We start from the raw sequence: 25,561 nt of genomic DNA on the forward strand, positions 1-25,561 counted from the left end.
GGGATAAATCCCCTCGCCACAGTGTTGCTCGACTTTATTTTTTGAACGGGCGCGTCAGGCCAGGCCGGAGGCCAACTGCATGACCCGCTCCTGGGTCGCTTCGCTCCGGCCGAGGGTGCCCATCAGGTCGCCTTCGTGCATCACCAGGACCCGGTCGCTCATGCCCAGCACTTCCGGCAGCTCGGAGGAGATCATGATGACCGCCATGCCCTCACCCGCCAGGTAGGCAATGAGCCGGTAGATCTCGGCCTTGGCGCCAACATCGATGCCACGGGTCGGCTCGTCGAGGATCAGGATCCGCGGGTTGGTCATCAGCCAGCGGGCCAGCAGCGCCTTCTGTTGATTGCCGCCGGACAGGGTGTCGATGCACTGCTCCAGGGACGGGGTCTTGACCCGCAGCTTCTTGCACATGTCTTCGCACAACGCGCGCAAGGCTTTCTGCTGGATGAAACCGTTGCCGACGTAATGGGGCAGCACGGCCATTTCCATGTTTTCCAGCACCGACAGGCACGGGAACAGCCCACTGAGCTTGCGATCCTCGGTCAGCAAGGCAAACCCTTTCTCGATGGCCATGTGCGGATCGCTGATGCGCACCGGTTGGCCATCCAGCAGAATCTCGCCGCCGGTACTGGGCGTTACACCGAAGATCGCCTCGGCCACGTTGGTCCGTCCCGAGCCCATCAGCCCGGCGATGCCGAGGATCTCCCCGGCGTGCAGGTCGAAGGAGACCCCTTTGAAGATGCCATCCAGGCTCAGGTCGCGCACCGACAACACCAACTCGCCAATGGGTTTGTCCCGCTCCGGAAACAGCTGGCTCAACTCCCGTCCGACCATCATCGAGATCAGACTGTCGCCGTTCATGCTGTCGGCCCGTTGCAGGCCGATGTAGCAGCCGTCGCGAAACACCGCCACTTCATCGGCGATGGCGAACACTTCGTTCATTTTATGGGTGATATAGATGATGCCCTTACCCTGGGCCTTGAGGTCGGCAATGATCGAGAACAGGTGGGCGACTTCCGTTTCAGTGATGGCCGAGGTCGGCTCGTCCATGATCAGGATGTCGGAGTCATAGGACACCGCTTTGGCGATTTCCACCATCTGCCGTTCGGCAATGCTCAGGTTGCCCACCTGCTCCTCGGGGTCGAGGTTGATCCGCAGGCGCTCCAGCAACCTGGCGGTGCAACGGTGCATCTCCCCGTGGTCGATCATGTGCAGGCCATTGAGCTGCTCGCGGCCGATCCAGATGTTTTCGGCAATGCTCATGTGGGGCATCAGGTTCAGTTCCTGATGGATCATCGCAATACCGGCCTGCAACGCCGCCAGGGGGGTGTCGAATGTGACCGGTTTGCCCCGCAGGCGCAGTTCACCGGCGTCCGGCTGGTAGATGCCGGCTATGATCTTCATCAGGGTAGATTTACCGGCGCCGTTTTCGCCCATCAGGGCCAGGACGGAACCGGGGCGTACCCGCAACTGCACGTCGGACAAGGCCACCACGCCTGGAAATCCCTTGCTGACATTGACGACTTCCAGCAGATACGGTTCGTCAGGTAGTACGCCCGGCGGGACAGTCATTGCCGGGGCGCTCGAAACTATCGCTGAGGCAAACATGTTCAGGTACTCCCTGGGCAAGGTCGGCGTGGCGTCCTTGCCTGCTTATTGTTGTGGTCGAACCAGCGGTGCGTGGAACGTTACTTGAACTGGTCGACGTTTTCCGGCGTGATCAGGCGGTACGGCACCCACACGGCCTGTTCCACCGGCTGTTTCTTGACCATTTTCACGGCCGTGTCGATCGAGCCATCGGCCTGGCCCTTGGCATCCTGGAACACCGAGACGGCCATCTCGCCCTTCTTCACGGCGTTCAGGCCATCCGGCGTGCCGTCGACCCCGGCAATCAGTACACTGCCCTTCTCCTTGCCGGCGCCCTTGAGCGCCATGGACGCGCCGATGGCCATCTCATCGTTGTTCGCCACCACCGCATTGAACTCACGCCCCTGGGTCAGCCAGTCGTTGACCAGGGTCATGCCCTTGTCTCTGGACCAGGTACCGGTCTGTTCCTGTTCGATCTTGATATTCGGGTACTTGGCGAGCACTTCCTTGACGCCCTTGGTGCGGTTGGTGGTGGAGTTGTTGGCCAGGTCTCCCAGCAGGATCACGATGTCGCCCTTGCCACCCATTTTGTCCGCCAGATACTGCATCTGCATCCGCCCGGCTTCCAGGTCGTCCGAGGCAACGGTCACCACGCCGGCCGGCAGCTTCAGGTCATCGGGACGACGGTTGACATAAACCAGCGGAATGCCCGCGGCCACGGCGGATTTGGTGATGCGTTGGGTCGCGGCGGTGTCCACCGGGTTGACGATGATGGCGTCGACCTTCTGGCTGATGAAACTTTCCACCTGACTCAGTTGCTTGACCACATCACTGCGTGCGTCTTCGAATTGCAGGGTGACGCCGTCCGGCATGGACTTGGCCTTCTTGTCCATGGACTCGCGCAGGTAAGTCAGCCAGGTGTCGTCGAACTGCGACATGCTGACCCCGATCTTCAGGTCCGCCAGGGCAGCACCGCTGGCAAACATCAACGACAGGGCCAACGAGGCGATACGGGTCTTGGTCTTCATGAACGGTCTTTCTCCACATTCTTGTTGGTTTTATGGATAAGGCGTGTCGGAACTCAGGAACGCGGCAAACGCACGATGGGCGCACCGGGCATGCAACACACCACGGCGCCGTTGCGCCGGATGCCTAGGGATTCGAACAGGGGAAGGGTTGCGGACAAGCGCGGTAGACGTGACAGGTGAAACGCAGAGCGGCTGAAGGTTTTCATCGACGGTACCTGGCTGTGTTTCTTGTTTTTGTTGAGTCCGCCGCTTGTTTAAGAAGCCGTTGCACAAGCGGGAACTGGATGTCGGTAACCTGGAAAAGACTTTATTGGAAAATATTTTCCATATCAACAAATTTTAGAATTTTATTCGTTTTTTGTTCCATGGCCGATGGGCGTGCCCAAAACCACCACTTCATGGCGTTCCGCGCTCTGCCGGGCAGCGTCCAGCAGACGAGTGGTCGCCAGTGCATCACGAGACAGGACTGGCAGCGGGCCAGCTCCCCGCAAAGCGGCTTGCAGGCGCTGATAGAATTCGATCCAACAGCCGCGCTCCGACGTCACCCGCTCACGTTCGGTGCCGTGCTCGAACCAGCCCCAGCGTCGATGCTCTTCGGTCCCCCAGCGTTCGCCCTCGGTCGCCGGACTCAAACCGGCCAGGGCCTGGGCTTCCTGCCCGTCCAATCCCTCGACGGTGTAACAGCCCTCGGAACCACTGACCCGGAACCGTGGGCGCGGCGCGTTCTGCAGGCAACTGCCACTCAAGTGCGACACCACGCCGTTGGCATGGCTCAGGGACATGAAGAAACCATTGTCGAAAACCTGGCCTGGCTGGCGGTAGTCCAGCTCGGCATACACCCGCACCACCGGTCCGAACAGCTGCAACGCCTGATCCACCAGATGACTGCCCAGGTCACGCAGGAACCCGCCACCGCTGCCCTTGCCGACGGACGTCGGCGAATAACGCTCGACGCTGGACTCGAACCGCTGGACCTGTCCCAGGACGCCGGACGCCAACAATTTGCGCACAGTCAGGAAGTCCGAGTCCCAGCGCCGGTTCTGATACACGCAGAGCGGCACGTTGTGTCGTTCGGCTGCCAGTACCATCGCCTCGGCCTGCGTGGCATCAGGGGCGAACGGTTTATCGCTGACCACCGCCACGCCTCGCTCGATGGCCTCCATCACCACTGCCGGACGACCGTCCAGAGGCGTGGAAACCACTACTACGTCGACGCCGGCCGCCACCAGTTGCTCCAGTGTGTCGAACGCCTGGACATCGGGATGTTCGGTCGCCAGTTGCTGGCGACGCTCAGCGGACCGGGTCACCACGCCCACGAACGTCGCCCCCGGCAAACTGCTGATCAGCGGTGCATGAAAGAACCGTCCACCCTTGCCATAGCCCACCAGTCCGATTCGCATGAAAGCTCCTTGTCCCACCATTGAAATGCGGCCCTGTGGGAGCGAGCCTGCTCGCTCCCACATTTAAAACAGTGATCAGCCGTAGAAACGCGGCCGCTCGGGCAATTGCACCTTGATGATCTGCCCACTGCCCTGCGCCTCGATGCAGGCATCCGCCGCCACCGCCGCGGCGAAGCCATCCCACGCCGAAGGACCGCCCACCTGTCCGGCGCGGACGCCGTCGATAAAGGCCTGCAACTCGACGTCATAAGCGGCGATGAAGCGATCCTTCCAATCCATCAGGATGGCATTGGACAGCTTGGCGTCGCTGCGCAGTTGTACCTGGGACGGCTCCGGCAACTTGGCTATGCCGGTCTCCCCCACCACTTCGCACTGGATGTCATAGCCGTACTGGCAGTTGACGAACACTTCCACGTCGATGCGCGTGCCCTTGGCGGTTTCCAGCAGGACGACCTGGGGATCGCGCAGGTGGGCCAGGGCCTTGCTGGTCTTGCGCGGGAATACCACCTGCACCGACACGTAGTCGTCGGCCAGCAGCCAGCGCAGCACATCCAATTCATGGATCAAAGTGTCGGTGATCGCCATATCGGTCTTGTAGTTCTCGCCCACGCTGGGGTTGCGGTGGGCACAGTGAAGCATCAGGGGCTCACCGATCTGGCCGCTGTCGATCACCGCCTTGAGCGCCCGATAGCCTTCATCGTAGGGGCGCATGAAACCGACCTGCACCAGTCGCTTGCCATGGGCCACCTCGGCCTCGACGATCCGACGGCAGCCTTCTGCCGTGACGGCCAAGGGCTTTTCACAGAACACCGGTTTCCCGGCAGCAATCGCCGCCAGCACGAATTCCTCATGACTTGGCCCCCAGGACGTGACGAGGATCGCCTCGACTTCCGGGGCCTTGATCAGCGCGTGCCCATCGGGATAGACCTCGGCGGTCAGTTTCAGGTCGGCCACCACTTTCGCCGCCTGGGCCAGGTTGATGTCGGTCACCGCCACCACCTGGCTGTTGAGCAAGGTCTGGCTGCAACGACGGATATGGTCCTGGCCGATGGCCCCGGTGCCGATGACGCCAAGCTTCAAAGACATTTGGAACTCCTTGTTGTTGTGATCAGTACTGACGGGCCTGGGCCAGTCGTTCATTGAGGGCCTTGGCGACGGCGTTGGTCCGGGCGCTGGTGGAGACTTGCGCCACACCGACCCGCCACCAGGACAGGTAGCCGTGGATCATGGTCTTGGGCAGGACCTTGATGTCGATCAGGGTCGAGACCGTTTGCCGCCGTGCGTCGGCCAGGGCCGCGTGCAGTTCATCGAGGGTCTTCACCTTGTAGGTCTTGCAGCCGTAGGCCGCCGCGCTCATGGCGAAATCCACCGGCACGAAGCCGCCGTCGAGCTTGCCGGTGTCCGGGTTGCGGAAGCGGAACTCGGTGCCGAAGCTGTCCATCCCGTTCCCCATCTGCAAGTTGTTGATGCAGCCGAACGCCATGTTGTCCAGCAGCACCACGTTGATCTTGCGCCGCTCCTGGATCGAGGTCGCCAGCTCCGAATGCAGCATCATGTAGGAGCCGTCACCCACCAGGGCGTACACCTCTTTATCAGGCTCGGCGAGCTTCACCCCCAGTGCCGCATTCACTTCGTACCCCATGCAGGAATAGCCGTATTCGAGGTGGTAGGTGTTCACGCCCTTGCTGCGCCAGCTGCGCTGCAAGTCACCGGGCAGGCTGCCGGCGGCGGCGACGATGATTGCGTCATCGGCGAGGGTTTCGTTGAGGGTGCCCAGCACCCGACTCTGGGTCAGGCAGGAACCGGTGAGTTCGATGAATTCGCGAAACACCGTCGGGTCCATGCCGTCGTTGATTTCCGGGATGAAATCCTCGGTCTGGTAATCGGCTTGGTAGACCCGGTCCACCTCGGCCTCCAATTGCCCCTTGGCATCGGCGATCCGCCCGCCCCATTCGGCACGGTAATCCCCCATGGCGGCGGACAGCGCTTCCAGCCCGACGCGGGCATCGGCCAGCAACTGCACGCCGTCGAGTTTCAGTGCGTCGCACGGGCTGACATTGAGGTTGAGGAATTGCACCTCTGGATGCTGGAACAGCCATTTGGAGCCGGTGGTGAAATCGCTGTAGCGAGTACCGATGCCGATGATCAGGTCTGCTTCCTTGGCCAGCAGGTTCGCCGCCAGGCAACCGGTTTCGCCAACACCGCCGACGTTCAGCGGATGGCTGGACACCACGGCGCTCTTGCCGGCCTGGGTCTCGGCAAAGGGGATGTCGAAGCGTTCGGCAAAGGCCTGCAATGCGGCGTTGGCGCCGGCGTACTTCACCCCGCCGCCACAGATGATCAGCGGCTGGCGCTTGCCCTTGAGCAGGGCCAGGGCATCGTCGAGCATCGCCGCGGTGGCCGGACGGCGGTCGATGCGATGCACGCGCTTGGCCAGGAAGTAGTCCGGGTAGTCATAGGCTTCGCCTTGCACATCCTGGGGCAGCGCCAGGGTCACCGCGCCGGTTTCGGCCGGATCGGTGAGCACGCGCATGGCCTGGATCGCGGCGCTCATCAATTGCTCGGGACGGTTGATCCTGTCCCAGTATTTGCTCACCGCCTTGAACGCATCGTTGGTGCTGATGCTCAGGTCGTGGAACTGCTCGATCTGTTGCAGCACCGGGTCCGGTTGACGGCTGGCGTAGACATCGCCGGGCAACAGCAGCAGCGGAATGCGATTGGCCGTCGCGGTAGCCGCCGCCGTCAACATGTTCGCCGCGCCGGGGCCGACCGATGAGGTACAGGCGTAGATCTTGCGCCGCAGGTTCTGCTTGGCGAAGCCAATGGCAGCGTGGGCCATGCCCTGTTCGTTGCGGCCCTGATGGACCACCAGGTCGCCGCTGTCCTGTTCCAGCGCCTGGCCCAGGCCCAGCACGTTGCCGTGGCCGAAAATGGTAAAGACCCCGGCGACGAACTTGCTCTGGACGCCATCGACCTCGACATACTGGTTATCGAGGAATTTCACCAGGGCCTGGGCCATGGTCAGTCGTGTTGTGGACATGCTTGCACCTTGTCTGGAATGCAGATCCCTGTGGGAGCGAGCCTGCTCGCGATGGCGGTGTGTCAGCCGACATCAATGTGCTTGACAGGCCGCCATCGCGAGCAGGCTCGCTCCCACAAGGGGGTTCATCATCTTGGAGGTTGTGTCAGACCTGTGAATCCTGCAAATGGCTCATGCTCGCCCCCAATGCCTGGCGGATGTCGGCCAATTCATGGACGCTCTCGGCGAACGGTTCGAAGGACAAGTAACCTTCATAGCCACCGGCCCGCAGCGCTTCGATCTGCGCGGCGTTGCCGAGGATGTCGGCCTTGCCCACCAACACCCGGTGGCCGTCGCGGATCGTTGCCAACGGCGCCTGGGCATCTTCCACGCCGGAGATGTGCACCAGCCCGGTCAGTTCGGGGAAGAACGCCTGCTCACCCGCCAGATGGTGGTGAAAGGTGTCGTGCACCAGGCGGAACACATCCAGCCCGCCGATGGCCTTGATCGCTTCCACCGCCGTCCCCTTGCGGCGCAACGAGCACTCCTCGAACCCCAGGGGCTCGATGAAGCCGTAGATGCCAAAGGCCCGCAGGATAGGCGCCAGTTCGCTGAGCGCCGTACGCAACCCCGCCGCGCGCTCGGCCTCGCTGCGTGGGTCGGCCCGCTCATTGAGCGGGCACATGACCAGGCCCTCGGCGCCACATTCACGCGCATAGTCGGCCAGCCTCAAGGCCTGGGCGCGGCGCTCCTCGTTCCACACGTCGAAGGGATAGAGGGCGTTGATCGACAACACCTTGATGCCCCGCGTCTCGCACAACTCGCGCACGCGAGCAGGCGCCATGCCGTTCTCGATCTCGACGCCTTTCAGATCGTTACGGATCTCGATGGCATCGGTTTTCAAGGCCAGGGCCAGATCGATGAATTCGGGCAACGACAGGCGCGGGGCAACCATTCGGTTCAAGGCAAAACGCAGGGGCTTATTCATCTTGTTATCCCTCCAGTATCCACACGAAACGACGCGGGTGATCGGGCCGCAAACGGTGTTCAGAGATCCAGCAACCAACTGTGCTGCGGATCGTTATGAAACTGCCAGACCCGCTTCGGGCCGGCCATGACGTTCAGGTAGTACGACTCGTACCCGTAAGGCACGCTGACCGGGTGGTAGCCCTTGGGTACCACCACCAAATCGCCGTTCTCCACGGCCATGGCCTGGTCGATACTGCGGTCGTCGGTGTAGACCCGTTGGAACACGAAGCCCTGGGACGGGTTGACCTGGTGATAGTAGGTTTCCTCCAGGAAACTCTGGTGCGGCAGGTCGTCGGTATCGTGCTTGTGAGGTGGATAGCTCGACGAGTGGCCCGACGGCGTACGCACTTCCACCACCAGCAACGAGTGGGCCGGTTCGCTGTCCGGCAGGATGTCGCAGACATACCGGGTATTCGCGCCCTTGCCACGCACGCTACGCTTCATGCCATCGGGGCGGATCAGCCGAGGGCCGTAATCGTTCTGGCTGGAACCCGGCGCGGCACAGACGGCGACCTGTACGTCGCTCAAGGCGATCACCTGGGCCTGGCTGCCCGGTGGCAGGTAAGCGGCGTAGGGCGATTTATCCTCGAACACCGACTGGCGATCGCCAAGGTTGTCCCAGGCGAAACTGCTCTGCCCCGGCGCTTCGCCCTTGAGGCTGATGCGACCACTGAGCAGCACCAGGCACAACTCCTGGTCGCCGGCGGCCACCGGCAGGGTTTCGCCGTGGCTCAGGCGGTAGGCGGCGAACCCGACGTATTCCAGCTCGCCCTGGGGCAGTTGGACCATGGTCCGGCCACCGGGCTGGTTCTTGATCAACAGACTCATGACGAACTCCTTTCCAGCAACAAGGCACGCAAGGTGTCGTAGCCCTTCTTGGCGTAGGCATAACTCGGCGCTACGGCCGGGTCCTGTTCGGCTTCCACCACCAGCCAGCCCTGGTAATCGGCGGCCAGCAGGACGTCCAGCAACGCGGCGAAATCGATGTCGCCGTCCCCCGGCACGGTGAAGGTGCCATTGACGATGCAATCCGGGAAGCTCCAGAGATGGTTGCGCGCCAGTTGCACCACCGGCTTGCGCACGTCCTTGAAGTGCACATGGCAGACCCGCTCGATGTGCTTGCGTAATACCTGCAACGGCTCGCCACCGCCCATGTAGCAGTGACCCGAGTCGAACAGCAGGCCGACCTCACTGCCGGTCAGGGCCATCAGTTTGTCGATGTCCGAGGGCGATTCGACGTAAGCCCCCATGTGATGGTGATACGCCAGGCGCACGCCTTGGGACAAGGTGAAGCGTGCCAGTTCGGTCAGCTTGTCGGCATAGGCCTGCCAGGCATCGTCGGTGTGAAAGCGCGGCCGCTCGATCAGGGGGATGCACTGGCCCTGGATCGAGTCGGCGACTTCGCCATAGACCAACACCGTGGCGCCGTTTTGCGCCAGCAACTGCACGTGGGCGGCAATCGCATCGATTTCCTCGGCCACCGAGCGTCGGGCCAGGCGGCTGGAGTACCAACCGGACACCAGCGCCAGGTCATAGGGACGCAGCACATCGCCGACACCCTTGGCGTCCTTGGGAAACTTGCCGTTGAGCTCGAACCCTTCGTAGCCGATGGCCTTGCCTTCGCTCAGCGCAGTGCTCAACGGCGTCTCACCGCCCAGGGACGGCAAGTCGTCGTTGCTCCAGGAGATCGGGTTGATGCCAATTCGAATAGCGGGCATGGCTGCACCTTTTATTGTTTTCAAACTGAATACATTTGTGAACACAGCATGGTGGCGAGGGGATTCATCCCCGCTGGGGTGCGAAGCAGCCCTAAAACCATGCGGCTCGGTGCGTCAGGCAGATTGAGTCGGCTGCTTTGGGGCTGCTTTGCAGCCCAACGGGGATGAATCCCCTCGCCACAAAGCCTGCTGCGTCGATCACGACCGGGCAGCACGCCACGCCTCGATCAACTCCACAAACGTGCCCTGCACCTGCCGGATCAGCGTTTCATCATCGATTTCCCCCGCCAGCCAGGCCCGGCTCGGCTCCTGGAAAATCGTGCGGCCCACGGCAAATCCCCGGCAAGTCGTGCTCTGGCTGGCCTGGCGAAACCCCTCGGCCAAGGCGGCAGCCGGGGCGTTGAGCCCCAGGAGCACGACCCCGCGGCAGTACGGGTCGCGCTGCTGGATCAGCTCGTCGAGTTGTTTCCACTCCTCCGCAGTCTGGGCTTCGATCTTCCACCACGCCGGGTAGATGCCCAGGTTGTAGAGGCGCTTGAGCGCCCGGTACAGCACATCAGGATGCTGCGACGGATGATTCTTCGGTGGAATGACCTCCAACAGCAATTCATGACCGCTGACTTGGGAGGCCTTGTAGAGCCCCATCAGCTGCGCCTCCTGCTCCAGGCGCAGCAGCGGTTCGTCATCGGGGTGGAACTGCACCAGGCACTTGATGATTTGTTCGCTGGGCCAGGCGATCAGGTTGCTGCCGATGGAGCGCCCGTGCTCGAACGCCAGCGGCCGCGAGCCTTGCACTTCCACCGGCCGCGCCACCCACCAGCCGCGTCCGCTGGCGGCGTTCAACGAGTCCTGGCCGAAGCGTTGATCGGCCAGCAAGCCGACATCGGCCTCGATGCCCTGGCGCTGCAAATCGGCTTCGACCCGCTCCACCGCCTGGATGAACAACCGCTTGAGTGCACCAATGCAACTCAAGTCTCGATCACCTTTTTGCGCCAGCTCCACCAGTTGCCAACGATGGTCAAAGGCAAAGATGAACAGTTGTTTCCAGGCCTTGCGCGGCACGCTGACCTGATGCAACCGCTGCAGCACGAGGTCCTGGTCCGGCCGGGTGATCGGCACCGGGCTGTCGAACAGGTAGTCGAGTTCAGCCCGGGTCGGCATCGCCGGCGCACAGCCGTGACGCGACACCACCAGGCCACCGCAGGCGTTGGCGAGCTGGCAGCAGCGCTCATCACTGGCGTCCTCCAGCCAGCCGGCGAGGAAGCCCGACATGAAGGCATCGCCGGCACCCAGTACATTCAGGACTTCAACGCGGACACCCGGATAAATGGCGCCGTCCTCGAGTCGGTCCGGGATGGCGCCGTGAATCACCGTGCAACCCTGCGGGCCGAGCTTGACCACCAGGGTCGCCGCCGTCAGCGATCGGACGGTACGCAGTGCCGTCAGCAGATCCTCGCTGCCGCCGGCAATCAGAAACTCTTCTTCGGTGCCGACGATCAGGTCGAAGCGCGGCAGGATGCCTTGCACATGCTGGCTGACTTTCTGGTCGGCGACGAAACGGGTTTCCCCGTCGGCCTTGCCCGTCAGACCCCAGAGTACCGGCCGGTAGTCGATGTCCAGTATGCGTTTGACGTTGTGTTTGGCGGCATGATCCAGCGCCTGGAGGCTGGCCTTGTAGACGCCTTCGGTGGAGAAATGAGTGCCGGTGATCAGCAGGGCCTTGCTCGAGGCAATGAAGGCCTCGTCGATGTCTTCGGCGCGCAGTGCCATGTCGGCGCAGTTTTCCCGGTAGAACACCAGGGGAAAGGTTTCCCGATCCTTGATACCCAGCAGGACCAGAGCGGTCAGGCGTTCAGGGTCGACCTTGATGCCGCTGACATCACAGCCTTCGCGGGCCAGGGATTCCACCAGGAAACGGCCCATGTGGTCATCCCCTACCCGGCTCAGCATCGCCGACCTGAGCCCAAGTCGCGCGGTGCCGAAAGCGATATTGGCCGACGAGCCACCCAGGTATTTGGCGAAGCTCGACACATCTTCCAGCCGCGCCCCGACTTGCTGCGCATACAGGTCCACGCCCAGGCGTCCCAGGCAGATCACATCCAATTGACGCCCACTGGCAAAACGAGTCTGGCCCATGCTGGCTCCTGTTATTTTTATCAGCCTGCGTTCGCTGCCGGACCGGCGCCAACGCTCTTGGTGGGTGCAGACTAAAACGAGCAAGGCTCAACAATCAATAATTTTTCTATAATATTTTTGTGTGGAATATTTTTTCCAATAAACTTCAAATCGGCTGTATCAGACGTAGCGCGTCGTTCCAGTCATGGATTGCGACGTTACCCATCATGATTTTCCCTGCGCCTACGCTGTAGACTGCGAGCAGCCAACTTATTGTCGAGAGCCGGTCTTCCAGCGGACGGCTCTATAAGAACAAGCCAGAAGGATTATCTATGACCCGCCCCGATCTGCCGGCGCCATCCGAGCGCGCGTCCGAGGCCGCCCTCGCCAGCCCACCGATCAATGCCGAGCGTCTGTTGCAACTGATCACCGATGAATATGAAAGCCTGCCGCGCCAGCTCAAACGCATTGCCAGCTACATGAGCCAGCAAAGCGACCGGATCATGGTGGACCGCATCAGTGACATCGCCCGCGAGTGCGAAGTGCACCCGTCGGCCATCGTGCGCTTCTCCCAACGGTTCGGCTTCAGCGGGTTCAGCGAAATGCAGGCTTTGTTCCGCGAGGCCTATACCCACAAGACCACGCCGGTGCAGAACTACCAGCAACGCATTCGCAGCATGATCGCCAACAAGTCGCAGAAAGCCAGCGGCGGCGACCTGGCGCGCGAATGTATCAATGCCACGCTGTCGGGCATCGAGCGACTGGGGCTGGAACTGGACGACCAGGCGTTCGACAAGGCTGTCGACCTGGTGGTCAATGCCGACAACATCTATGTGGTGGGCGTGCGACGCTCCTTCGCGGTGGCCGATTACCTGGTCTATAACCTGCAGCACACCAACAAACGCATCCATTTGGTGTCCGGGCTGGGGGGCAGTTATCGCGAGCAGATGCGCAGCGTGCGGGCCAATGACCTGGTGATCGCCATCAGCTTCACGCCCTATGGCAAGGAAACCCAGCACTGCCTGCGCATCGCCCAGCATCACCAGGCCAAGACGCTGATCATCACCGACAGCAACCTGTCGCCCCTGGCGAAACGGGCCAACACCGTACTGCTGGTGAACGAAGGCAGCTCCTTCGCCTTCCGCTCGCTGAGCGCCACCCTGTGCCTGTGCCAGGCCTTGTTCATTGCCGTGGCCTATCGGCTGGAACTCAAGGTCGATGAGATTCATGAACAGGTGGGGTTCGAGGATTAACGACCGACGTACACTCCATCCCTGTGGGAGCAAAGCTTGCTCGCGACAGTGGCAGACCGGTCAACATTGTTGCTGACTGACTTACCGCAATCGCGAGCAAGCTTTGCTCCCACAGAGTTCCCTGGGTGGCTGCAAGTTCTGCGCTCACAACACTGGCTCGCTGTCTCAGGCCAGCCCCATCTTCTTGGCTTCAGCAACCCTCGGCGTCACCTCGAAACGGTCCGCTAGGAACGGCGTGATATCCAACGGCAGCGGCTCGTTGTTCACCAGCCTGTCCAGCAAGACCCCGGTGATGGCCGAGGTCAGGATGCCCGTGCGGAAATGTCCGCAGGCATTGAGGTACCCTTCCACCCCTCGCATCGGCCCCAGGATCGGCAATTCATCGGGGGAACCGGGGCGCAGGCCGGCCCAGGTCCGCTTGAGGTTGATGTCGGCCAGTTGCGGAATGCACCGCATCGCCCCCTGCACCAGCCCCTCGATCTCCGGGTAGGTGGTGGTCACGTCGAAGCCTTTGTCTTCGGTGGTGCTGCCTATCAGGATTTCACCGTTGTCTTTCTGTGCCACGTAGCAGTCGCTGGTAGTCAGGCAGCCGTTGAGGATTTTCGGCATGCGTTCGGTCAGCAGAATCTGCCCCTTGACCGGCTTGACCGGAATCCGCACCCCGGTGGCCTGCTCGCTCAGGTCCGCCGCCCAGGCACCGGTGGCGTTGATGAGGGTCCGGCAGTGGAAGGTTCCGGCCTCGGCGGTTTTCACTCCCGTCACCCGAGCGCCGCTACGCAGCACCCCGGTAACGTGGGTGTTGAAGTACAGGTCGACACCATTCTGCCGGGCACCTTCGGTGTAGGCGTCGGCCAGCCGGAACGGGCTGACCTGGTGATCGCACAGGAACTCCAGGGCACCCCGGGCTTCATGGCTGACGCAGGGCTCGGCCTCGCGCAGGGCAGCCTGGTCAAGCCAGCGCACCTGATCGGCCAGGTGGGGAATGCAGGCGACGATGTGCTCGGCATACAAGCGATCCTCGTCGTCGTAGATCACGAACTTGAGCCCGGTTTCCTCGAATTTGATATCCATGCCATGGTTGTCCAGCAACTCCCGGTGCAACTGGGGGTACATCGCGTTGGACTGCAGGGCAAAGTCGAAGAACGACTGGGGCAGGATGTGCGGCGTGCTGGCATCCACCGCCACGGCCGCACTCTGGCTCTGGATCGGGGTCTGGCGCTTGCGGTTGGCCGACATCATGCGAAAGAAGATCACCCCACACCCCAACCCCACCGACTCGCCAATGGCCCACAGGCCGCCGGCCGAAGCGCGGGTCGCGTTGCCGGGACGCTTGGCGTCGATCAGGGCGACTTTCAGGTGCTTGCGCTTGGACAACTGGTAGGCACAGGAAGCGCCGATCACGCCGCCACCGGCGATGACCACGTCGTAGTCCTGGATTCCTGGGTGCTTAATCATGGCGGGCGGCCTCCATGCCGACATTGCGGAACGCTGAGAACGGTATCGGATCGATCGGGAAGCGTGGCCGTAGCCAGCCGACGTCGGCACGCCCGGTGGCCTCGCGCAGGCGGTCGCTGCAGTACCCTACGCACATCCGCCCCTGGCAATCGCCCATGCTCACCCGGGTGCGCATCTTCAGGCTGGCCATGTCTTGCACGCCCTGCTCAAGGGCCCGGTCGATGTCGGCGCGGGTGGCGTGTTCACAACGGCAGATCACCGTATCGGCCGCCGGCAGCGCGGTTTGCCCCGCACCGCGTCGGGTGTAGCGGTCCACGGCGGCACGGAAGCGGATGATCCGGTCCAACTTCGCCTGATACTGCGCCCGGCGTTCGAGGACGGTATGGGAATCCAGCACATTGCATTGCATCAGCACCGACAGCGCGGCAATACGCCCGCTCAACATGGCTGCTTCACCGCCGCGAATCCCGCCCATGTCACCGGCCAGGTGGATGTGCGCCTCGCTGCTTTGCTGCCAGGCATCGGACACCGCCCGCAGGTAGCCATCGTCGCTGAAACCATGCTCCAGGCCCATCTGCTGGCTCAACTGGGTGCGCGGTATGAAACCGTAGCCGACGGCCAACGTCTGGGCCGGTACTTGCTCGGCGCGTTCGAGCTCGGGCTCCCAGTCGCTGGAATACGGCGCGACGGTGACCATGTTCAATTCGCCCTCGCCATGGGCCTGCACCACGCCCCAGCCATAGCGCATGGGTATGCGATGGCGCTTGAGGTAGGCCAGCATGCTCAGGCCATCGAGGAAAAGCTGCGGCTTGTTCAGCAGCGCCAGGCTTTCCCTGGCGATCCTGCCGAATGCGCAGGCTTCATAGACCCCGGCCACGGCCACGCCCGCGGCATGCAGCTGGCACGCCACCAGCGGCAACAACGGACCGGTACCCGCGATCACCACCGGGCTCGGCGGCTTGACCACCCCACTTTTGATCTGCAGTTGCAGGCCACCGAGCAGCATCACCCCGGGCAGGGTCCAGCCGGGGAACGGCACGCTGCGCTCATGACAACCGGCCGCCAGGACCAGGTGAGAATAGGCAACCTCGCACACGCGCTCCTCGGCATCGAGCAGCATCAGCGTCCGCAACCCTTCGGCCCCGATGACGCGGTGATTGAGCCGGACGTCAATCAACCCGGCGTGCCGGTCGAACTCGCCGTGGAGCTTTTCCAGGGCTTCGCTGTAGCGCGGTCCCAGGTAGTCGAGGCTGACGCCGTCCCGCAACGGCCCGCGATACACCACGCCACCCAGGCGCGGAGCCTCTTCAAGCAAGGTGCAGCGCACCCCGTGCGCCGCCAGCTCGATGGCGGCTGCCATACCTGCCGGTCCACCGCCGACAATCACCGGATCGAGGCTCATGGTGCCTCCGTTTCGGCGATGCGGTTGGTCCGGGTTTCGATCTGCATGCCGGGGCGTACCTGGGTCTGGCAGGCGCGGCGCTTGTGGCGGCCGTCGATCCTGACCAGGCAGCATTGGCAGACGCCCATGCCGCAGTAGGCGCCGCTGATCTGGCCATGATCGTTGCGGGCTACCTGGCGCTGGCCCTGGGACTGGATAACGGTGAGGACGGTTTCGCCCCGGGCGGCATTGACGATCCGCCCATCCAGGTGCACCGTCATGTCGGGCCGGGTCAAGGGTTGGATATCGAATTTTTGGCGTAGAAGGTCTTGAGGCTGCATGATGCTGCTCTTCCTTGATGCGTTATTGAGTGCTTTATCGAAGACCGGTGAGGTCTCGGCTCCTTGCGGCAGACCATCACCGGTTGGCGTCAGTACCCGCCAGCGACAGCGCGCCAAGGCAGGCAACGGACGCAACATAATGGTGCGCACTCAATTCATGTTAGGGATTATTTGTGACCAGGTGTTGATCCAGGCCAGTGAAACCGTTTGCCCGTCCATGAACTTTTTTTCAGAAAGCCGACAGGTTTTCTTTGGCAGAATGCTGCGCAATGGCATCAACTTCTCAACCCGGTACCGCCCATGAACCGCATCCTGACCATCGAAGACGACGCCGTGACCGCCCGTGAAATCGTCGCCGAGCTGACCCGTAACGGCCTCAACGTCGATTGGGTCGATAACGGTCGCGAAGGCCTGGAGCGAGCGGTGAGCGGCGACTACGACCTGATTACCCTCGACCGCATGCTGCCTGAGCTCGACGGCCTCGTGATTGTCACCACACTGCGCACCATGGGCGTGGCGACGCCGATCCTGATGATCAGCGCCCTTTCCGATGTGGATGAGCGCGTACGTGGCCTGCGGGCCGGCGGCGACGACTACCTGACCAAACCGTTCGCCACCGATGAAATGGCCGCCCGTGTCGAGGTGCTGCTGCGGCGTAATAATGGTGCCCGGGAACCGGAAACCATCCTGCGCGTGGCCGATCTGGAACTGAATCTGATCAGCCGCGAAGCGAGCCGCAACGGGCAGTTGCTCAGCCTGCTGCCCACCGAATACAAACTGCTGGAGTTCCTGATGCGCAATAGCGGGCAGATTCTTTCGCGCATGATGATCTTCGAGGAGGTCTGGGGCTATCACTTCGACCCCGGCACCAACCTGATCGACGTCCATATCGGTCGCCTGCGCAAGAAAATCGATCCGCCGGGCCTGGAACCGCTGATTCGCACAGTGCGGGGCTCGGGCTATGTCATTGCTGAACCCCGCTAAGGGCTGGCGCTCTTCCAGCAGCCGCCTGCTGGCGCTGTACAGTGCGCTGTTCGTGCTCTGGAGCGCGATCCTGATGGGGGTCATGTACTACGAGGTATTCGGCTACCTCGACAGCCTGGCCAAGCATTCCCTGATGCAGCGCCAGCACCTGTTCGCCCGCATCCACGGCGATCAACTGGAAGATGCGCTCATGGCCAGCCTGACCCTGGACGACCGCGGCGTCGACGCTTATGGCCTGTTCAGCCCCCGGTTGCGCCACCTGAGCGGGCCGATCCTGCGGATTCCCAACGATCTGCCACTCGATGGCAAAATCCACATACTGAGCCATTGTGTCGACTACGACGACCCGGGCGTGCCCTCGGACAGTTGCGACGCCGTGGCAACCCGGACCCAGGACGGGCGCTGGCTGGTGCTGGCGCGAGACAACGGCTCGCTCTTCGCGGTGACCCGCATCATCCTCCACGCGCTGTTATGGGGTGTGTCGCTGACCATTCTGCCGGGCATTGCCGGCTGGCATCTCTTGCGCCGCCGACCGCTGCAGCGCATCCGTAAACTGCAGGCCAATGCCGAGGCCATCGTGGCCGGCGACCTGACCCATCGCCTGCCGCTGTCGAGCCGGCGGGATGAACTGGATATGCTGGCGGCAATCGTCAATGCCATGCTCGATCGCATTGAACGCCTGATGAACGAGGTCAAGGGCGTGTGCGACAACATTGCCCACGACCTGCGCACGCCGCTGACCCGTCTGCGCGCCCAACTCTATCGCATCCAGCAACAAGCCGCGGACGGGTCCCCCGAGGCCTTGCAAATGGATCAGGTGATTGCCGAGACCGATACGCTGATGGCACGGTTCCGAGGCTTGTTGCGGATCTCAGAGCTGGAAGACCAGCAGCGTCGCTCGGGTTTCGTGCGCGTCGACCCGCTGCAGTTGCTACAGGAACTGCATGACTTCTATCTGCCCCTGGCCGAAGAAGGCGAGCTGTTCTTCAGCCTCGAAGTGCCCGAGACCCTGCCCTTGCTCAACGGCGACCGGGCCCTGCTGTTCGAAGCCGTGTCGAACCTGTTGAGCAACTCCATCAAGTTCACCCCGGCGGGAGGCAAAGTGATCCTGCGCGGTATCGATCAGGGCGACAGCACCCGCATCGAAGTACTCGACTCCGGCCCTGGCATTCCGGAACCGGAGCGCAAGGCCGTGTTTCGCCGCTTCTATCGTGCCGAGGGCAGCAGCCACCATGGCGGGTTTGGCCTGGGTCTGTCGATCGTCGCGGCGATTGTCAATTTGCACGGCTTTACGCTGGAGGTGGGCAACAGCGAATACGGCGGCGCACGGTTGGCGCTCGATTGCCAGGCGACGCTGTTGTAGCGATCGAACCCAGTCCATCTGTGGCGAGGGGATTCATCCCCTCGCCACAGATGGACCAGCCAAAACTGGATCAGCCAATGGGGTCGTTGCGATGCCCAGGGGTGTTGCGCAGCTCATATCGCAATTCGTCAATCAGCTTCGCCAGGCTTTCTTCCGAGCGAACACTGTCGAGGTTCAAGCCACTCACCACCAGGTCCACCTCCCCGCTTTCACGGCGATAAAGACGGACGGTCAGGGTACCGTCGCCATTGAGGCTGCATTCGCAGGACAGCGGCGAGAAACTTTCTTCGAGTCGGGTGCGCAGGGGGGCCAATTGGGTCATGGTCTGCCCCCTCAAAACAAAACACGCAAAGGAGCGGCAAACAACGCCGGGCCCCGGGTTTCAGCAGACATCCTGTCGACGGCACGTTGGCTTCGATCACTACACATTACGGCGTATTCCTTGACTGTTCCGTGGGGACGCGGCATAGCTCTGATACTGCCGCACCCTCACATCCTAAGCAGCCGCCTGCCAGGCAGAAACCTGAATTTGCACTAACCCATCCGGTGCATTTGCACTGGCTATCATGGTGCCTTCACGTTCCATTCATTCCCGAACAGCCCCCGCTCACGGGCCCAGACAATGGCCTCGCTGCGGCTGTGAACATCCAGTTTCGAGTACAGGGTGGCGACGTGATTTCGCACGGTATTGGGCGCCAGTTTCAAGCGTGCGGCGATCTCCTTGTCTGCCAGGCCCTGACAAATGAGCCCCAGCACATCACGCTCACGGGCAGTCAGTTCGGTGTAGGAGGTGCTGGGCAGTTGCGTGTTGATGCTCTTCACGTTGGCCAGCTTCTCTATCAGCGTACGACTGAACCAGGACGCGTCCTTCATCACCTCCTCGATCGCCGCCACCAGTTCCAGTTGCGAGCGCTTGCGTTCGGTGATGTTCACCAGAACCAACAGGTAACACGGCTGGTCCTGGATGATCACGGTGTCGGCCGCCACTTCGCAGTCGATCATCTCACCGCCCTTCTTGCGGACCTTGACATCGACATTGGACACCGTCGCGGTCTTCTCCAGACGGGCAAACAGCGTGGCACTGGCGTCCTTGTCGAGAAAGCCGATTTCCGCCACGGTCTTACCAAAGAGTTCTTCACTGGCATACCCGGTGGTGTCGAGAAAGGCGTCGTTGATTTCCAGCAATAGCTGTTCGGCGCTGCACACCAAGGTAGGCACGGGGGACAGGCGAAACGACTTGGCGAAACGCTCCTCGCTCTGGCGCAGGGCCGTTTCGGCCTTGCGTCGCGGCTCCATGTCCATGAAGGAAAACAGCATGCAATCCTCGTCGTGCAGGTCCAGTGGCTGGCCAGCGACGATCACTTGCTTGCTCGTGCCTTCCGGCAACTTCAGCTCGGCCTGCATCTGCGGAATGGTCGCGCCCTGCCCCAGGCGCTCGATGGCCAGCTCACGGCGCTCGGCGGCCTCGAGCACGTCCAACTCGTAGACCGAACGGCCAATGACTTGCTCGCGGCTGTAGCCGGTCATCTCCAGGAAGCCCTGGTTGACCTTGATGTAACGCAGGTCGCTGAGGCGGCAGATCACCGCCGGTGCCGGGTTGGCACCGAAGGTTTTCTCGAAACGCTGTTCGGCGCTGGCCCACTCCGTGGCGTCGCTGAGGATCAGCACCAGTAACGTCGGGGCGTCGTTGCGATCGGTCAGTACCATGCTGCGGATGCGGTGGACCCAGGTACGGTCCGGATCGGCCACCGGCGTGACCTCTACCAGCACATCGCTGAACTCATCGCCACGGGCCACTCGGGCGATGGGGTAGTTGTCCGCCGTCAACGGATGGTTGTTGCGATAACGCAAGTTGAAACGCCGTGCGTACTCCCGGGCATTGGCGCCCAGTTCCGCGAGGTCCTTGACCCCGTGCATGTTCAACACGGCCTCGTTGGCCCAGGCGATGGTCTGGTCGACTTCGATCAACATCACCCCGTCCGACAGTCCGGCGATGATTTGCAGCAATTGACGACGATTTGTCTCCGTGGTCGGGACGTCCTGGCTCATTGGGTCTCCATAGGTCAGAAGCGCATGGAGGTTACGACCGTCCGTGGTCGCCGTGCGTTCCCTTGTGGGCGGTGGCGAAGCCGCCGTTCCACTCGTTCAAGCCGCCATGCGCCCCTCGGCGATGGCCTGGGAAGCGGCCAGCATTGCCCGCAGCAACACCGCACAGCCGGCGGCAAGGTCATCGGGGGCGGCGTTCTCGATTTCGTTGTGGCTGATCCCGCCTTCACAGGGTACGAAGATCATCCCGGCCGGGCCCAGCTCGGCCAGGAAAATCGCGTCATGGCCGGCGCCGCTGACGATGTCCATATGGGACAGGCCCAGCCCCTGGGCGGCACCGCGGACGGCGTCGACACAACCCGGGTCGAAATACAGCGGCGGGAAGTCCGCGGTGGGGGTCAACTCATAGGTCAGGCCATGTTGCCGGCAGGTGTCTTCGATGACCTGCTTGACCTCGGCGATCATCGAATCCAGCCGCGCCGGTTCCAGATGACGGAAATCCAGGGTCATGCGCACTTCGCCCGGAATGACGTTGCGCGAGCCCGGGTAGGCTTGCAGGCAACCGACAGTGCCGCAGGCATGGGGTTGATGGCCGAGGGCGGCACGGTTGACGGCACCGACGATGATCGAGGCGCCGACCAAAGCGTCCTTGCGCAGGTGCATGGGGGTCGGGCCGGCATGGGCCTCGACACCCCGCAGCGAGAGGTCGAACCACTTCTGTCCCAGTGCGCCCATGACGACACCGATGGTCTTGCGTTCGTCTTCCAGGATCGGGCCCTGTTCGATGTGCGCCTCGAAATACGCCCCCACCGGATGACCGGTGACCTGACGCGGACCGGCATAGCCGATGGCATTCAGCGCTTGCCCCACGGTAATGCCTTCGGCGTCGACCTTGGCGAGGGTTTCTTCGAGGGTGAATTTCTCCGCGAACACCCCGGACCCCATCATGCACGGCGCGAAGCGCGAGCCCTCCTCGTTGGTCCACACCACCACTTCCAGCGGCGCCTCGGTTTCGATGTTCAGGTCATTGAGGGTGCGCAGCACTTCCAGCCCGGACAACACCCCAAAGCAGCCATCAAATTTGCCACCGGTGGGCTGGGTGTCGATGTGGCTGCCGGTCATTACCGGCGGCAGGATCGGATTGCGTCCCGGACGGCGGGCGAAAATATTGCCCACCCCATCGATGCTGACGGTGCAGCCGGCCGCCTCGGCCCACTGCACGAACAGGTCCCGGGCCTGGCGATCGAGGTCGGTCAAGGCCAGCCGGCATACACCGCCCTTGACCGTGGCGCCCAATTGGGCCAGGTCCATGAGCGACTGCCAGAGGCGGTCGCGGTTGATGTGTTGATGGGTGGATTGCAGGACGTCGACGGCGGCGTTCATGGGGATCTCCTTTTTCCAGGCATTTTTCGGTGTATTCGAAGCCGCCATCGCGAGCAGGCTCGCTCCCACATTTGAAATGCATTTCCCTGTGGGAGCGAGCCTGCTCGCGATGAGGCCCTTTTCTACACAGCAGATTTGGCAACGGATGGGCTCGCACGCAAACCGCACAACCCGTAATAGATCACCCCACCCAACGCCGAGCCGGTGAACCAGCCATAGCTGTAGAACCAGCTGAACGCATCACTGCTCAACGACAGCAGGGTCAATACCACCGGCACACCGAAGGCGATGAAACCGTTCCAGTTCCATGCCGGGTAAACGTCGTCGCGGTACAACCCCGCCAGGTCCAGCTGTTGTTTCTTGATCAGGAAGTAATCCACCACCATGATCCCGGCAATCGGCCCCAGCAGGCTTGAATAGCCCAGCAGCCAATTGGAATACACCGACTCAAGGCTGACGTCGGAGACAATCCAGCCGAGTTTTTTCAGCAGTTCGTGGGCCATCAGCGCGAGCCCCACAAGCCCGGTCAGCATCACCGCCTTGGAACGGCCGATCAGCTTGGGCGCCAGGTTCTGGAAGTCATTGGTGGGTGAAACGATGTTGGCGGCGGTGTTGGTCGAGAGCGTGGCGACGATGATCAGCACCATGGCCAGCGCGACCCACAACGGGCTCTGGATATGCCCGATCAAGGTCACCGGGTCGGAAACGGTCACGCCCACCAGTTTTTCCGAGGCGGCGGTCATGACCACGCCAAGGGAGGCGAACAGGAACATGGTCAGGGGCAAGCCGATGATCTGCCCCACGATCTGGTCCTTCTGGCTCTTGGCATACCGGCTGAAGTCCGGAATGTTCAACGACAGGGTCGCCCAGAAACCGACCATGGCCGTCAGCCCGGCCAGGAAATAGCCGGTCACGCTGGCCCCCTCGGGTCGTTTGGCTGGTACCGCCATCAGTTCGGTCAGGGACACATTGGGCATGGCCCACACCAGCAAGCCCGCCCCCACCAGCACCAGCAGCGGCGCGGACAGGGTTTCCAGCCACTTGATCGATTCGGCGCCCCGCAGCACCACCCACAGGTTCATCACCCAGAACATCATGAAGCCAAGCACCTCGCCCGTGCCGCCCAGGCTCTTCCAGCCTTCGAACACCGAACCGAGAAACAAGTGGATCGCCAGCCCGCCGAACATGGTCTGGATCCCGAACCAGCCGCACGCCACCAGGGCGCGGATCAGGCAAGGAACGTTGGAGCCGAGGACCCCGAAGGACGAGCGCAACAGCACCGGAAACGGAATGCCGTATTTGGTTCCGGCAAAGGCGTTCAGGGTCAGGGGAATCAGTACGATGATGTTGGCAAACAGAATCGCCAGCAGCGCCTCGCCCACCGTCAGGCCGAAATAGGCGGTGAGTACACCGCCGAGGGTATAGGTCGGCACGCAGATCGCCATGCCGACCCACAGCGCGGTGATGTGCCATTTGTTCCAGGTTCGCTCGTGCACCTTGGTCGGTGCGATGTCGTGGTTGTAACGGGGGCTCTCGAGTACGTCGCTGCCGGCTTCAAGCTCGAACAACCCATCGCGCTCGGTCACAGTTGATCTGGTCATGTCCGCTCCACTGTTTTCATTATTTTTGCTCATCGACGGGGCGATGGCCGGAGTACTTGCATGTAAAGCACGCGTGCTACCAAGGCTCAACGGCGATCAAGCCGCTGATTTGCCGTAATAAATCTCGCTCAAATAATGATCCTGTCAAGCTCGTCAAAATGGGCTGGAGACTCATAACCTTGCTGTTTTCTGTATTTAATTGTTGTTTTTCAGTCAGTTAAAAATAAAACAGGCTTATGGAAAATAATCTTGCTCATTTCAATATCTCAAGCTAGCGTCTAATCCTGACAGCAGTGACAGGAATCTTCCCGCACTGCATGCCGCGATCTGAAAAAACATAAAGAACCGACATCAGTCGGTCATGCCTGCGAGGAACTCGGAATGTCTCTGTTGATCCGTGGCGCCACCGTTATTACCCATGATGAAAGTTACCGTGCCGATGTGTTCTGTGCCGACGGCATGATCAAGGCCATCGGTGAAAACCTGGATGTTCCGGCCGCCGTCGAAGTGCTCGATGGCAGCGGCCAATACCTCATGCCCGGCGGCATCGATCCCCACACCCACATGCAGTTGCCTTTCATGGGCACGGTCGCCAGCGAAGACTTCTTCAGCGGTACGGCGGCAGGCCTGGCCGGCGGGACCACATCGATCATCGATTTCGTGATTCCCAATCCCCAGCAATCGCTGATGGAAGCCTTTCACCAATGGCGCGGCTGGGCCGAAAAAAGCGCCAGCGACTACGGTTTTCACGTCGCAATCACCTGGTGGAGCGAACAGGTCCGTGAAGAAATGGCCGAGCTGGTCAACCACCACGGCGTGAACAGCTTCAAGCATTTCATGGCCTACAAGAACGCGATCATGGCCGCCGACGACACCCTGGTGGCGAGCTTCGAGCGCTGCCTGGAACTGGGCGCGGTGCCCACGGTGCACGCCGAGAATGGCGAGTTGGTCTACCACCTGCAACGCAAGCTGCTGGCCCAAGGCATCACCGGCCCCGAAGCCCATCCGCTGTCACGGCCTTCGCAAGTGGAAGGCGAAGCCGCGAGCCGGGCCATCCGCATTGCCGAGACGCTGGGCACGCCGCTGTACCTGGTGCACGTTTCCACCAAGGAGGCGCTGGACGAAATCACCTATGCCCGCAGCAAAGGCCAACCGGTCTACGGTGAAGTGCTGGCCGGGCACCTGCTGCTGGACGACAGCGTTTATCGCCACCCCGACTGGCAGACCGCCGCCGGTTACGTGATGAGCCCACCCTTCCGTCCCCGCGGGCATCAAGAGGCACTGTGGCACGGCTTGCAATCGGGCAACCTGCACACTACCGCCACCGACCATTGCTGTTTCTGCGCCGAACAGAAAGCCGCCGGCCGCGACGACTTCAGCAGAATCCCCAACGGCACCGCCGGCATCGAAGACCGCATGGCCGTGCTCTGGGACGAAGGGGTCAACAGCGGCAAGTTGTCGATGCAGGATTTCGTCGCGCTGACCTCCACCAACACCGCGAAGATCTTCAACCTCTACCCACGCAAAGGGGCGATCCGCGTCGGTGCCGACGCCGACCTGGTGCTCTGGGATCCCCAAGGCAACCGCACGATTTCGGCCAAGACCCACCATCAGCAAGTGGACTTCAACATCTTTGAAGGCAAGACCGTGCGCGGCGTGCCCAGCCATACCATCAGCCAGGGTCGGCTGGTGTGGGCCAACGGTGACCTGCGGGCCGAGCGCGGGGCCGGGCGCTATATCGAACGACCGGCGTATCCGGCGGTGTTCGATCTGCTGAGCAAGCGGGCTGAGATGCACAGGCCGACTGCTGTGAAACGCTGACAGCGGCCTTCGGCCGATCGCGAGCAGGCTCACTCCC

General features: G+C 62.1%; 22 protein-coding genes. 5 read left to right on the forward strand and 17 right to left on the reverse strand.

Features of this window, described 5'->3' with window-relative positions; translation table 11 throughout:
• Positions 1-54 precede the first annotated feature (54 nt).
• The 10 genes from LOY35_RS17060 to iolC all read right to left on the reverse strand — a co-directional run bounded on the left by LOY35_RS17060 (position 55) and on the right by iolC (position 11,917).
• Positions 55-1,608 carry a sugar ABC transporter ATP-binding protein gene (locus LOY35_RS17060; protein WP_258625021.1) on the reverse strand — a complete coding sequence of 518 codons (1,554 nt, stop codon included), beginning with the start codon at positions 1,606-1,608 and terminating at the stop codon, positions 55-57.
• Between the two features lie 80 nt (positions 1,609-1,688).
• Positions 1,689-2,615 carry a sugar ABC transporter substrate-binding protein gene (locus LOY35_RS17065; protein ID WP_258625022.1) on the reverse strand — a complete coding sequence of 309 codons (927 nt, stop codon included), beginning with the start codon at positions 2,613-2,615 and terminating at the stop codon, positions 1,689-1,691.
• Between the two features lie 53 nt (positions 2,616-2,668).
• Positions 2,669-2,821 (reverse strand): hypothetical protein, encoded by a 153-nt coding sequence (locus LOY35_RS17070; RefSeq protein ID WP_258625023.1) that lies wholly within the window; start codon positions 2,819-2,821, stop codon positions 2,669-2,671.
• 141 nt (positions 2,822-2,962) lie between these two features.
• Entirely contained in the window at positions 2,963-4,015 is a 1,053-nt protein-coding gene (locus LOY35_RS17075; RefSeq protein ID WP_258625025.1) for a Gfo/Idh/MocA family oxidoreductase, read from the reverse strand.
• A 75-nt stretch (positions 4,016-4,090) separates the two neighbouring features.
• Positions 4,091-5,101, reverse strand: coding sequence for a Gfo/Idh/MocA family protein (locus LOY35_RS17080; RefSeq protein WP_258625029.1), 1,011 nt, complete (start codon positions 5,099-5,101; stop codon positions 4,091-4,093).
• 22 nt (positions 5,102-5,123) lie between these two features.
• Positions 5,124-7,055, reverse strand: a complete 1,932-nt coding sequence (gene iolD, locus LOY35_RS17085) for a 3D-(3,5/4)-trihydroxycyclohexane-1,2-dione acylhydrolase (decyclizing) (RefSeq protein ID WP_258625030.1) — start codon at positions 7,053-7,055, stop codon at positions 5,124-5,126.
• Between the two features lie 145 nt (positions 7,056-7,200).
• Entirely contained in the window at positions 7,201-8,022 is an 822-nt protein-coding gene (locus LOY35_RS17090) for a TIM barrel protein (RefSeq protein ID WP_258625031.1), read from the reverse strand.
• 59 nt (positions 8,023-8,081) lie between these two features.
• Entirely contained in the window at positions 8,082-8,891 is an 810-nt protein-coding gene (gene iolB, locus LOY35_RS17095) for a 5-deoxy-glucuronate isomerase (RefSeq protein ID WP_258625034.1), read from the reverse strand.
• Entirely contained in the window at positions 8,888-9,781 is an 894-nt protein-coding gene (iolE, locus tag LOY35_RS17100) for a myo-inosose-2 dehydratase (protein ID WP_258625037.1), read from the reverse strand. Before iolE ends, iolB begins: the two co-directional genes overlap by 4 nt.
• Before the next feature lie 198 nt (positions 9,782-9,979).
• The gene (iolC, locus tag LOY35_RS17105; RefSeq protein WP_258625039.1) at positions 9,980-11,917 is read right to left on the reverse strand and encodes a bifunctional 5-dehydro-2-deoxygluconokinase/5-dehydro-2-deoxyphosphogluconate aldolase; all 1,938 of its coding nucleotides are present in this window, start codon (positions 11,915-11,917) and stop codon (positions 9,980-9,982) included.
• A 311-nt stretch (positions 11,918-12,228) separates the two neighbouring features.
• On the opposite strand from iolC, the gene LOY35_RS17110 reads away from it, so the two are divergent.
• A complete protein-coding gene (locus LOY35_RS17110; RefSeq protein ID WP_258625041.1) occupies positions 12,229-13,149 on the forward strand; it encodes a MurR/RpiR family transcriptional regulator in 921 nt (306 codons plus the stop codon).
• Between the two features lie 165 nt (positions 13,150-13,314).
• Here the strand turns inward: LOY35_RS17110 and hcnC are convergent, their stop codons facing one another.
• The 3 genes from hcnC to hcnA are packed head-to-tail and all read right to left on the reverse strand — an operon-like array spanning position 13,315 to position 16,326.
• Positions 13,315-14,604, reverse strand: coding sequence for a cyanide-forming glycine dehydrogenase subunit HcnC (gene hcnC / locus LOY35_RS17115; RefSeq protein WP_258625043.1), 1,290 nt, complete (start codon positions 14,602-14,604; stop codon positions 13,315-13,317).
• The gene (gene hcnB / locus LOY35_RS17120; RefSeq protein ID WP_258625044.1) at positions 14,597-16,006 is read right to left on the reverse strand and encodes a cyanide-forming glycine dehydrogenase subunit HcnB; all 1,410 of its coding nucleotides are present in this window, start codon (positions 16,004-16,006) and stop codon (positions 14,597-14,599) included. Before hcnB ends, hcnC begins: the two co-directional genes overlap by 8 nt.
• On the reverse strand, positions 16,003-16,326 hold the full coding sequence (hcnA, locus tag LOY35_RS17125) for a cyanide-forming glycine dehydrogenase subunit HcnA (RefSeq protein WP_258625045.1): 324 nt from the start codon (positions 16,324-16,326) through the stop codon (positions 16,003-16,005). Before hcnA ends, hcnB begins: the two co-directional genes overlap by 4 nt.
• On the opposite strand from hcnA, the gene LOY35_RS17130 reads away from it, so the two are divergent.
• Genes LOY35_RS17130 through LOY35_RS17140 form a run of 3 tightly spaced genes read left to right on the forward strand, consistent with a single transcriptional unit; the run spans position 16,325 to position 18,673 of the window.
• On the forward strand, positions 16,325-16,630 hold the full coding sequence (locus LOY35_RS17130; RefSeq protein ID WP_258625047.1) for a hypothetical protein: 306 nt from the start codon (positions 16,325-16,327) through the stop codon (positions 16,628-16,630). The genes hcnA and LOY35_RS17130 overlap by 2 nt on opposite strands.
• Positions 16,627-17,310, forward strand: a complete 684-nt coding sequence (locus tag LOY35_RS17135; protein ID WP_258625048.1) for a response regulator transcription factor — start codon at positions 16,627-16,629, stop codon at positions 17,308-17,310. Before LOY35_RS17130 ends, LOY35_RS17135 begins: the two co-directional genes overlap by 4 nt.
• Entirely contained in the window at positions 17,288-18,673 is a 1,386-nt protein-coding gene (locus tag LOY35_RS17140) for a HAMP domain-containing sensor histidine kinase (protein WP_258625050.1), read from the forward strand. The genes LOY35_RS17135 and LOY35_RS17140 overlap by 23 nt, the downstream gene beginning before the upstream one ends.
• Positions 18,674-18,743: 70 nt before the next feature.
• On the opposite strand, the gene LOY35_RS17145 is transcribed toward LOY35_RS17140, so the two are convergent.
• The 4 genes from LOY35_RS17145 to LOY35_RS17160 form a co-directional block, all read right to left on the reverse strand.
• Positions 18,744-18,995 carry a DUF1652 domain-containing protein gene (locus LOY35_RS17145; RefSeq protein WP_258625052.1) on the reverse strand — a complete coding sequence of 84 codons (252 nt, stop codon included), beginning with the start codon at positions 18,993-18,995 and terminating at the stop codon, positions 18,744-18,746.
• Positions 18,996-19,237: 242 nt separating this feature from the next.
• A complete protein-coding gene (locus LOY35_RS17150) occupies positions 19,238-20,722 on the reverse strand; it encodes a helix-turn-helix transcriptional regulator (RefSeq protein WP_258625053.1) in 1,485 nt (494 codons plus the stop codon).
• 96 nt (positions 20,723-20,818) lie between these two features.
• A complete protein-coding gene (locus LOY35_RS17155; RefSeq protein WP_258625054.1) occupies positions 20,819-22,102 on the reverse strand; it encodes a Zn-dependent hydrolase in 1,284 nt (427 codons plus the stop codon).
• Positions 22,103-22,224: 122 nt separating this feature from the next.
• Positions 22,225-23,703 (reverse strand): NCS1 family nucleobase:cation symporter-1, encoded by a 1,479-nt coding sequence (locus LOY35_RS17160; protein ID WP_258625055.1) that lies wholly within the window; start codon positions 23,701-23,703, stop codon positions 22,225-22,227.
• 381 nt (positions 23,704-24,084) lie between these two features.
• Between LOY35_RS17160 and hydA the strand changes: the two genes are divergently transcribed.
• Entirely contained in the window at positions 24,085-25,524 is a 1,440-nt protein-coding gene (gene hydA / locus LOY35_RS17165; RefSeq protein ID WP_258625056.1) for a dihydropyrimidinase, read from the forward strand.
• The last annotated feature ends 37 nt before the right edge of the window (positions 25,525-25,561 follow it).

It is taken from the genome of Pseudomonas sp. B21-028, assembly GCF_024749045.1.
GTDB lineage: Bacteria > Pseudomonadota > Gammaproteobacteria > Pseudomonadales > Pseudomonadaceae > Aquipseudomonas.

Excerpts from the sequence above, each read along its gene's own strand:
- LOY35_RS17060 (WP_258625021.1), bottom strand. The coding sequence starts at position 1,608 with ATGTTTGCCTCAGCGATAGTTTCGAGCGCCCCGGCAATGACTGTCCCG.
- LOY35_RS17065 (WP_258625022.1), bottom strand. The coding sequence starts at position 2,615 with ATGAAGACCAAGACCCGTATCGCCTCGTTGGCCCTGTCGTTGATGTTT.
- LOY35_RS17070 (WP_258625023.1), bottom strand. The coding sequence starts at position 2,821 with ATGAAAACCTTCAGCCGCTCTGCGTTTCACCTGTCACGTCTACCGCGC.
- LOY35_RS17075 (WP_258625025.1), bottom strand. The coding sequence starts at position 4,015 with ATGCGAATCGGACTGGTGGGCTATGGCAAGGGTGGACGGTTCTTTCAT.
- LOY35_RS17080 (WP_258625029.1), bottom strand. The coding sequence starts at position 5,101 with ATGTCTTTGAAGCTTGGCGTCATCGGCACCGGGGCCATCGGCCAGGAC.
- iolD (WP_258625030.1), bottom strand. The coding sequence starts at position 7,055 with ATGTCCACAACACGACTGACCATGGCCCAGGCCCTGGTGAAATTCCTC.
- LOY35_RS17090 (WP_258625031.1), bottom strand. The coding sequence starts at position 8,022 with ATGAATAAGCCCCTGCGTTTTGCCTTGAACCGAATGGTTGCCCCGCGC.
- iolB (WP_258625034.1), bottom strand. The coding sequence starts at position 8,891 with ATGAGTCTGTTGATCAAGAACCAGCCCGGTGGCCGGACCATGGTCCAA.
- iolE (WP_258625037.1), bottom strand. The coding sequence starts at position 9,781 with ATGCCCGCTATTCGAATTGGCATCAACCCGATCTCCTGGAGCAACGAC.
- iolC (WP_258625039.1), bottom strand. The coding sequence starts at position 11,917 with ATGGGCCAGACTCGTTTTGCCAGTGGGCGTCAATTGGATGTGATCTGC.
- LOY35_RS17110 (WP_258625041.1), top strand. The coding sequence starts at position 12,229 with ATGACCCGCCCCGATCTGCCGGCGCCATCCGAGCGCGCGTCCGAGGCC.
- hcnC (WP_258625043.1), bottom strand. The coding sequence starts at position 14,604 with ATGATTAAGCACCCAGGAATCCAGGACTACGACGTGGTCATCGCCGGT.
- hcnB (WP_258625044.1), bottom strand. The coding sequence starts at position 16,006 with ATGAGCCTCGATCCGGTGATTGTCGGCGGTGGACCGGCAGGTATGGCA.
- LOY35_RS17130 (WP_258625047.1), top strand. The coding sequence starts at position 16,325 with ATGATGCTGCTCTTCCTTGATGCGTTATTGAGTGCTTTATCGAAGACC.
- hcnA (WP_258625045.1), bottom strand. The coding sequence starts at position 16,326 with ATGCAGCCTCAAGACCTTCTACGCCAAAAATTCGATATCCAACCCTTG.
- LOY35_RS17135 (WP_258625048.1), top strand. The coding sequence starts at position 16,627 with ATGAACCGCATCCTGACCATCGAAGACGACGCCGTGACCGCCCGTGAA.
- LOY35_RS17140 (WP_258625050.1), top strand. The coding sequence starts at position 17,288 with ATGTCATTGCTGAACCCCGCTAAGGGCTGGCGCTCTTCCAGCAGCCGC.
- LOY35_RS17145 (WP_258625052.1), bottom strand. The coding sequence starts at position 18,995 with ATGACCCAATTGGCCCCCCTGCGCACCCGACTCGAAGAAAGTTTCTCG.
- LOY35_RS17150 (WP_258625053.1), bottom strand. The coding sequence starts at position 20,722 with ATGAGCCAGGACGTCCCGACCACGGAGACAAATCGTCGTCAATTGCTG.
- LOY35_RS17155 (WP_258625054.1), bottom strand. The coding sequence starts at position 22,102 with ATGAACGCCGCCGTCGACGTCCTGCAATCCACCCATCAACACATCAAC.
- LOY35_RS17160 (WP_258625055.1), bottom strand. The coding sequence starts at position 23,703 with ATGACCAGATCAACTGTGACCGAGCGCGATGGGTTGTTCGAGCTTGAA.
- hydA (WP_258625056.1), top strand. The coding sequence starts at position 24,085 with ATGTCTCTGTTGATCCGTGGCGCCACCGTTATTACCCATGATGAAAGT.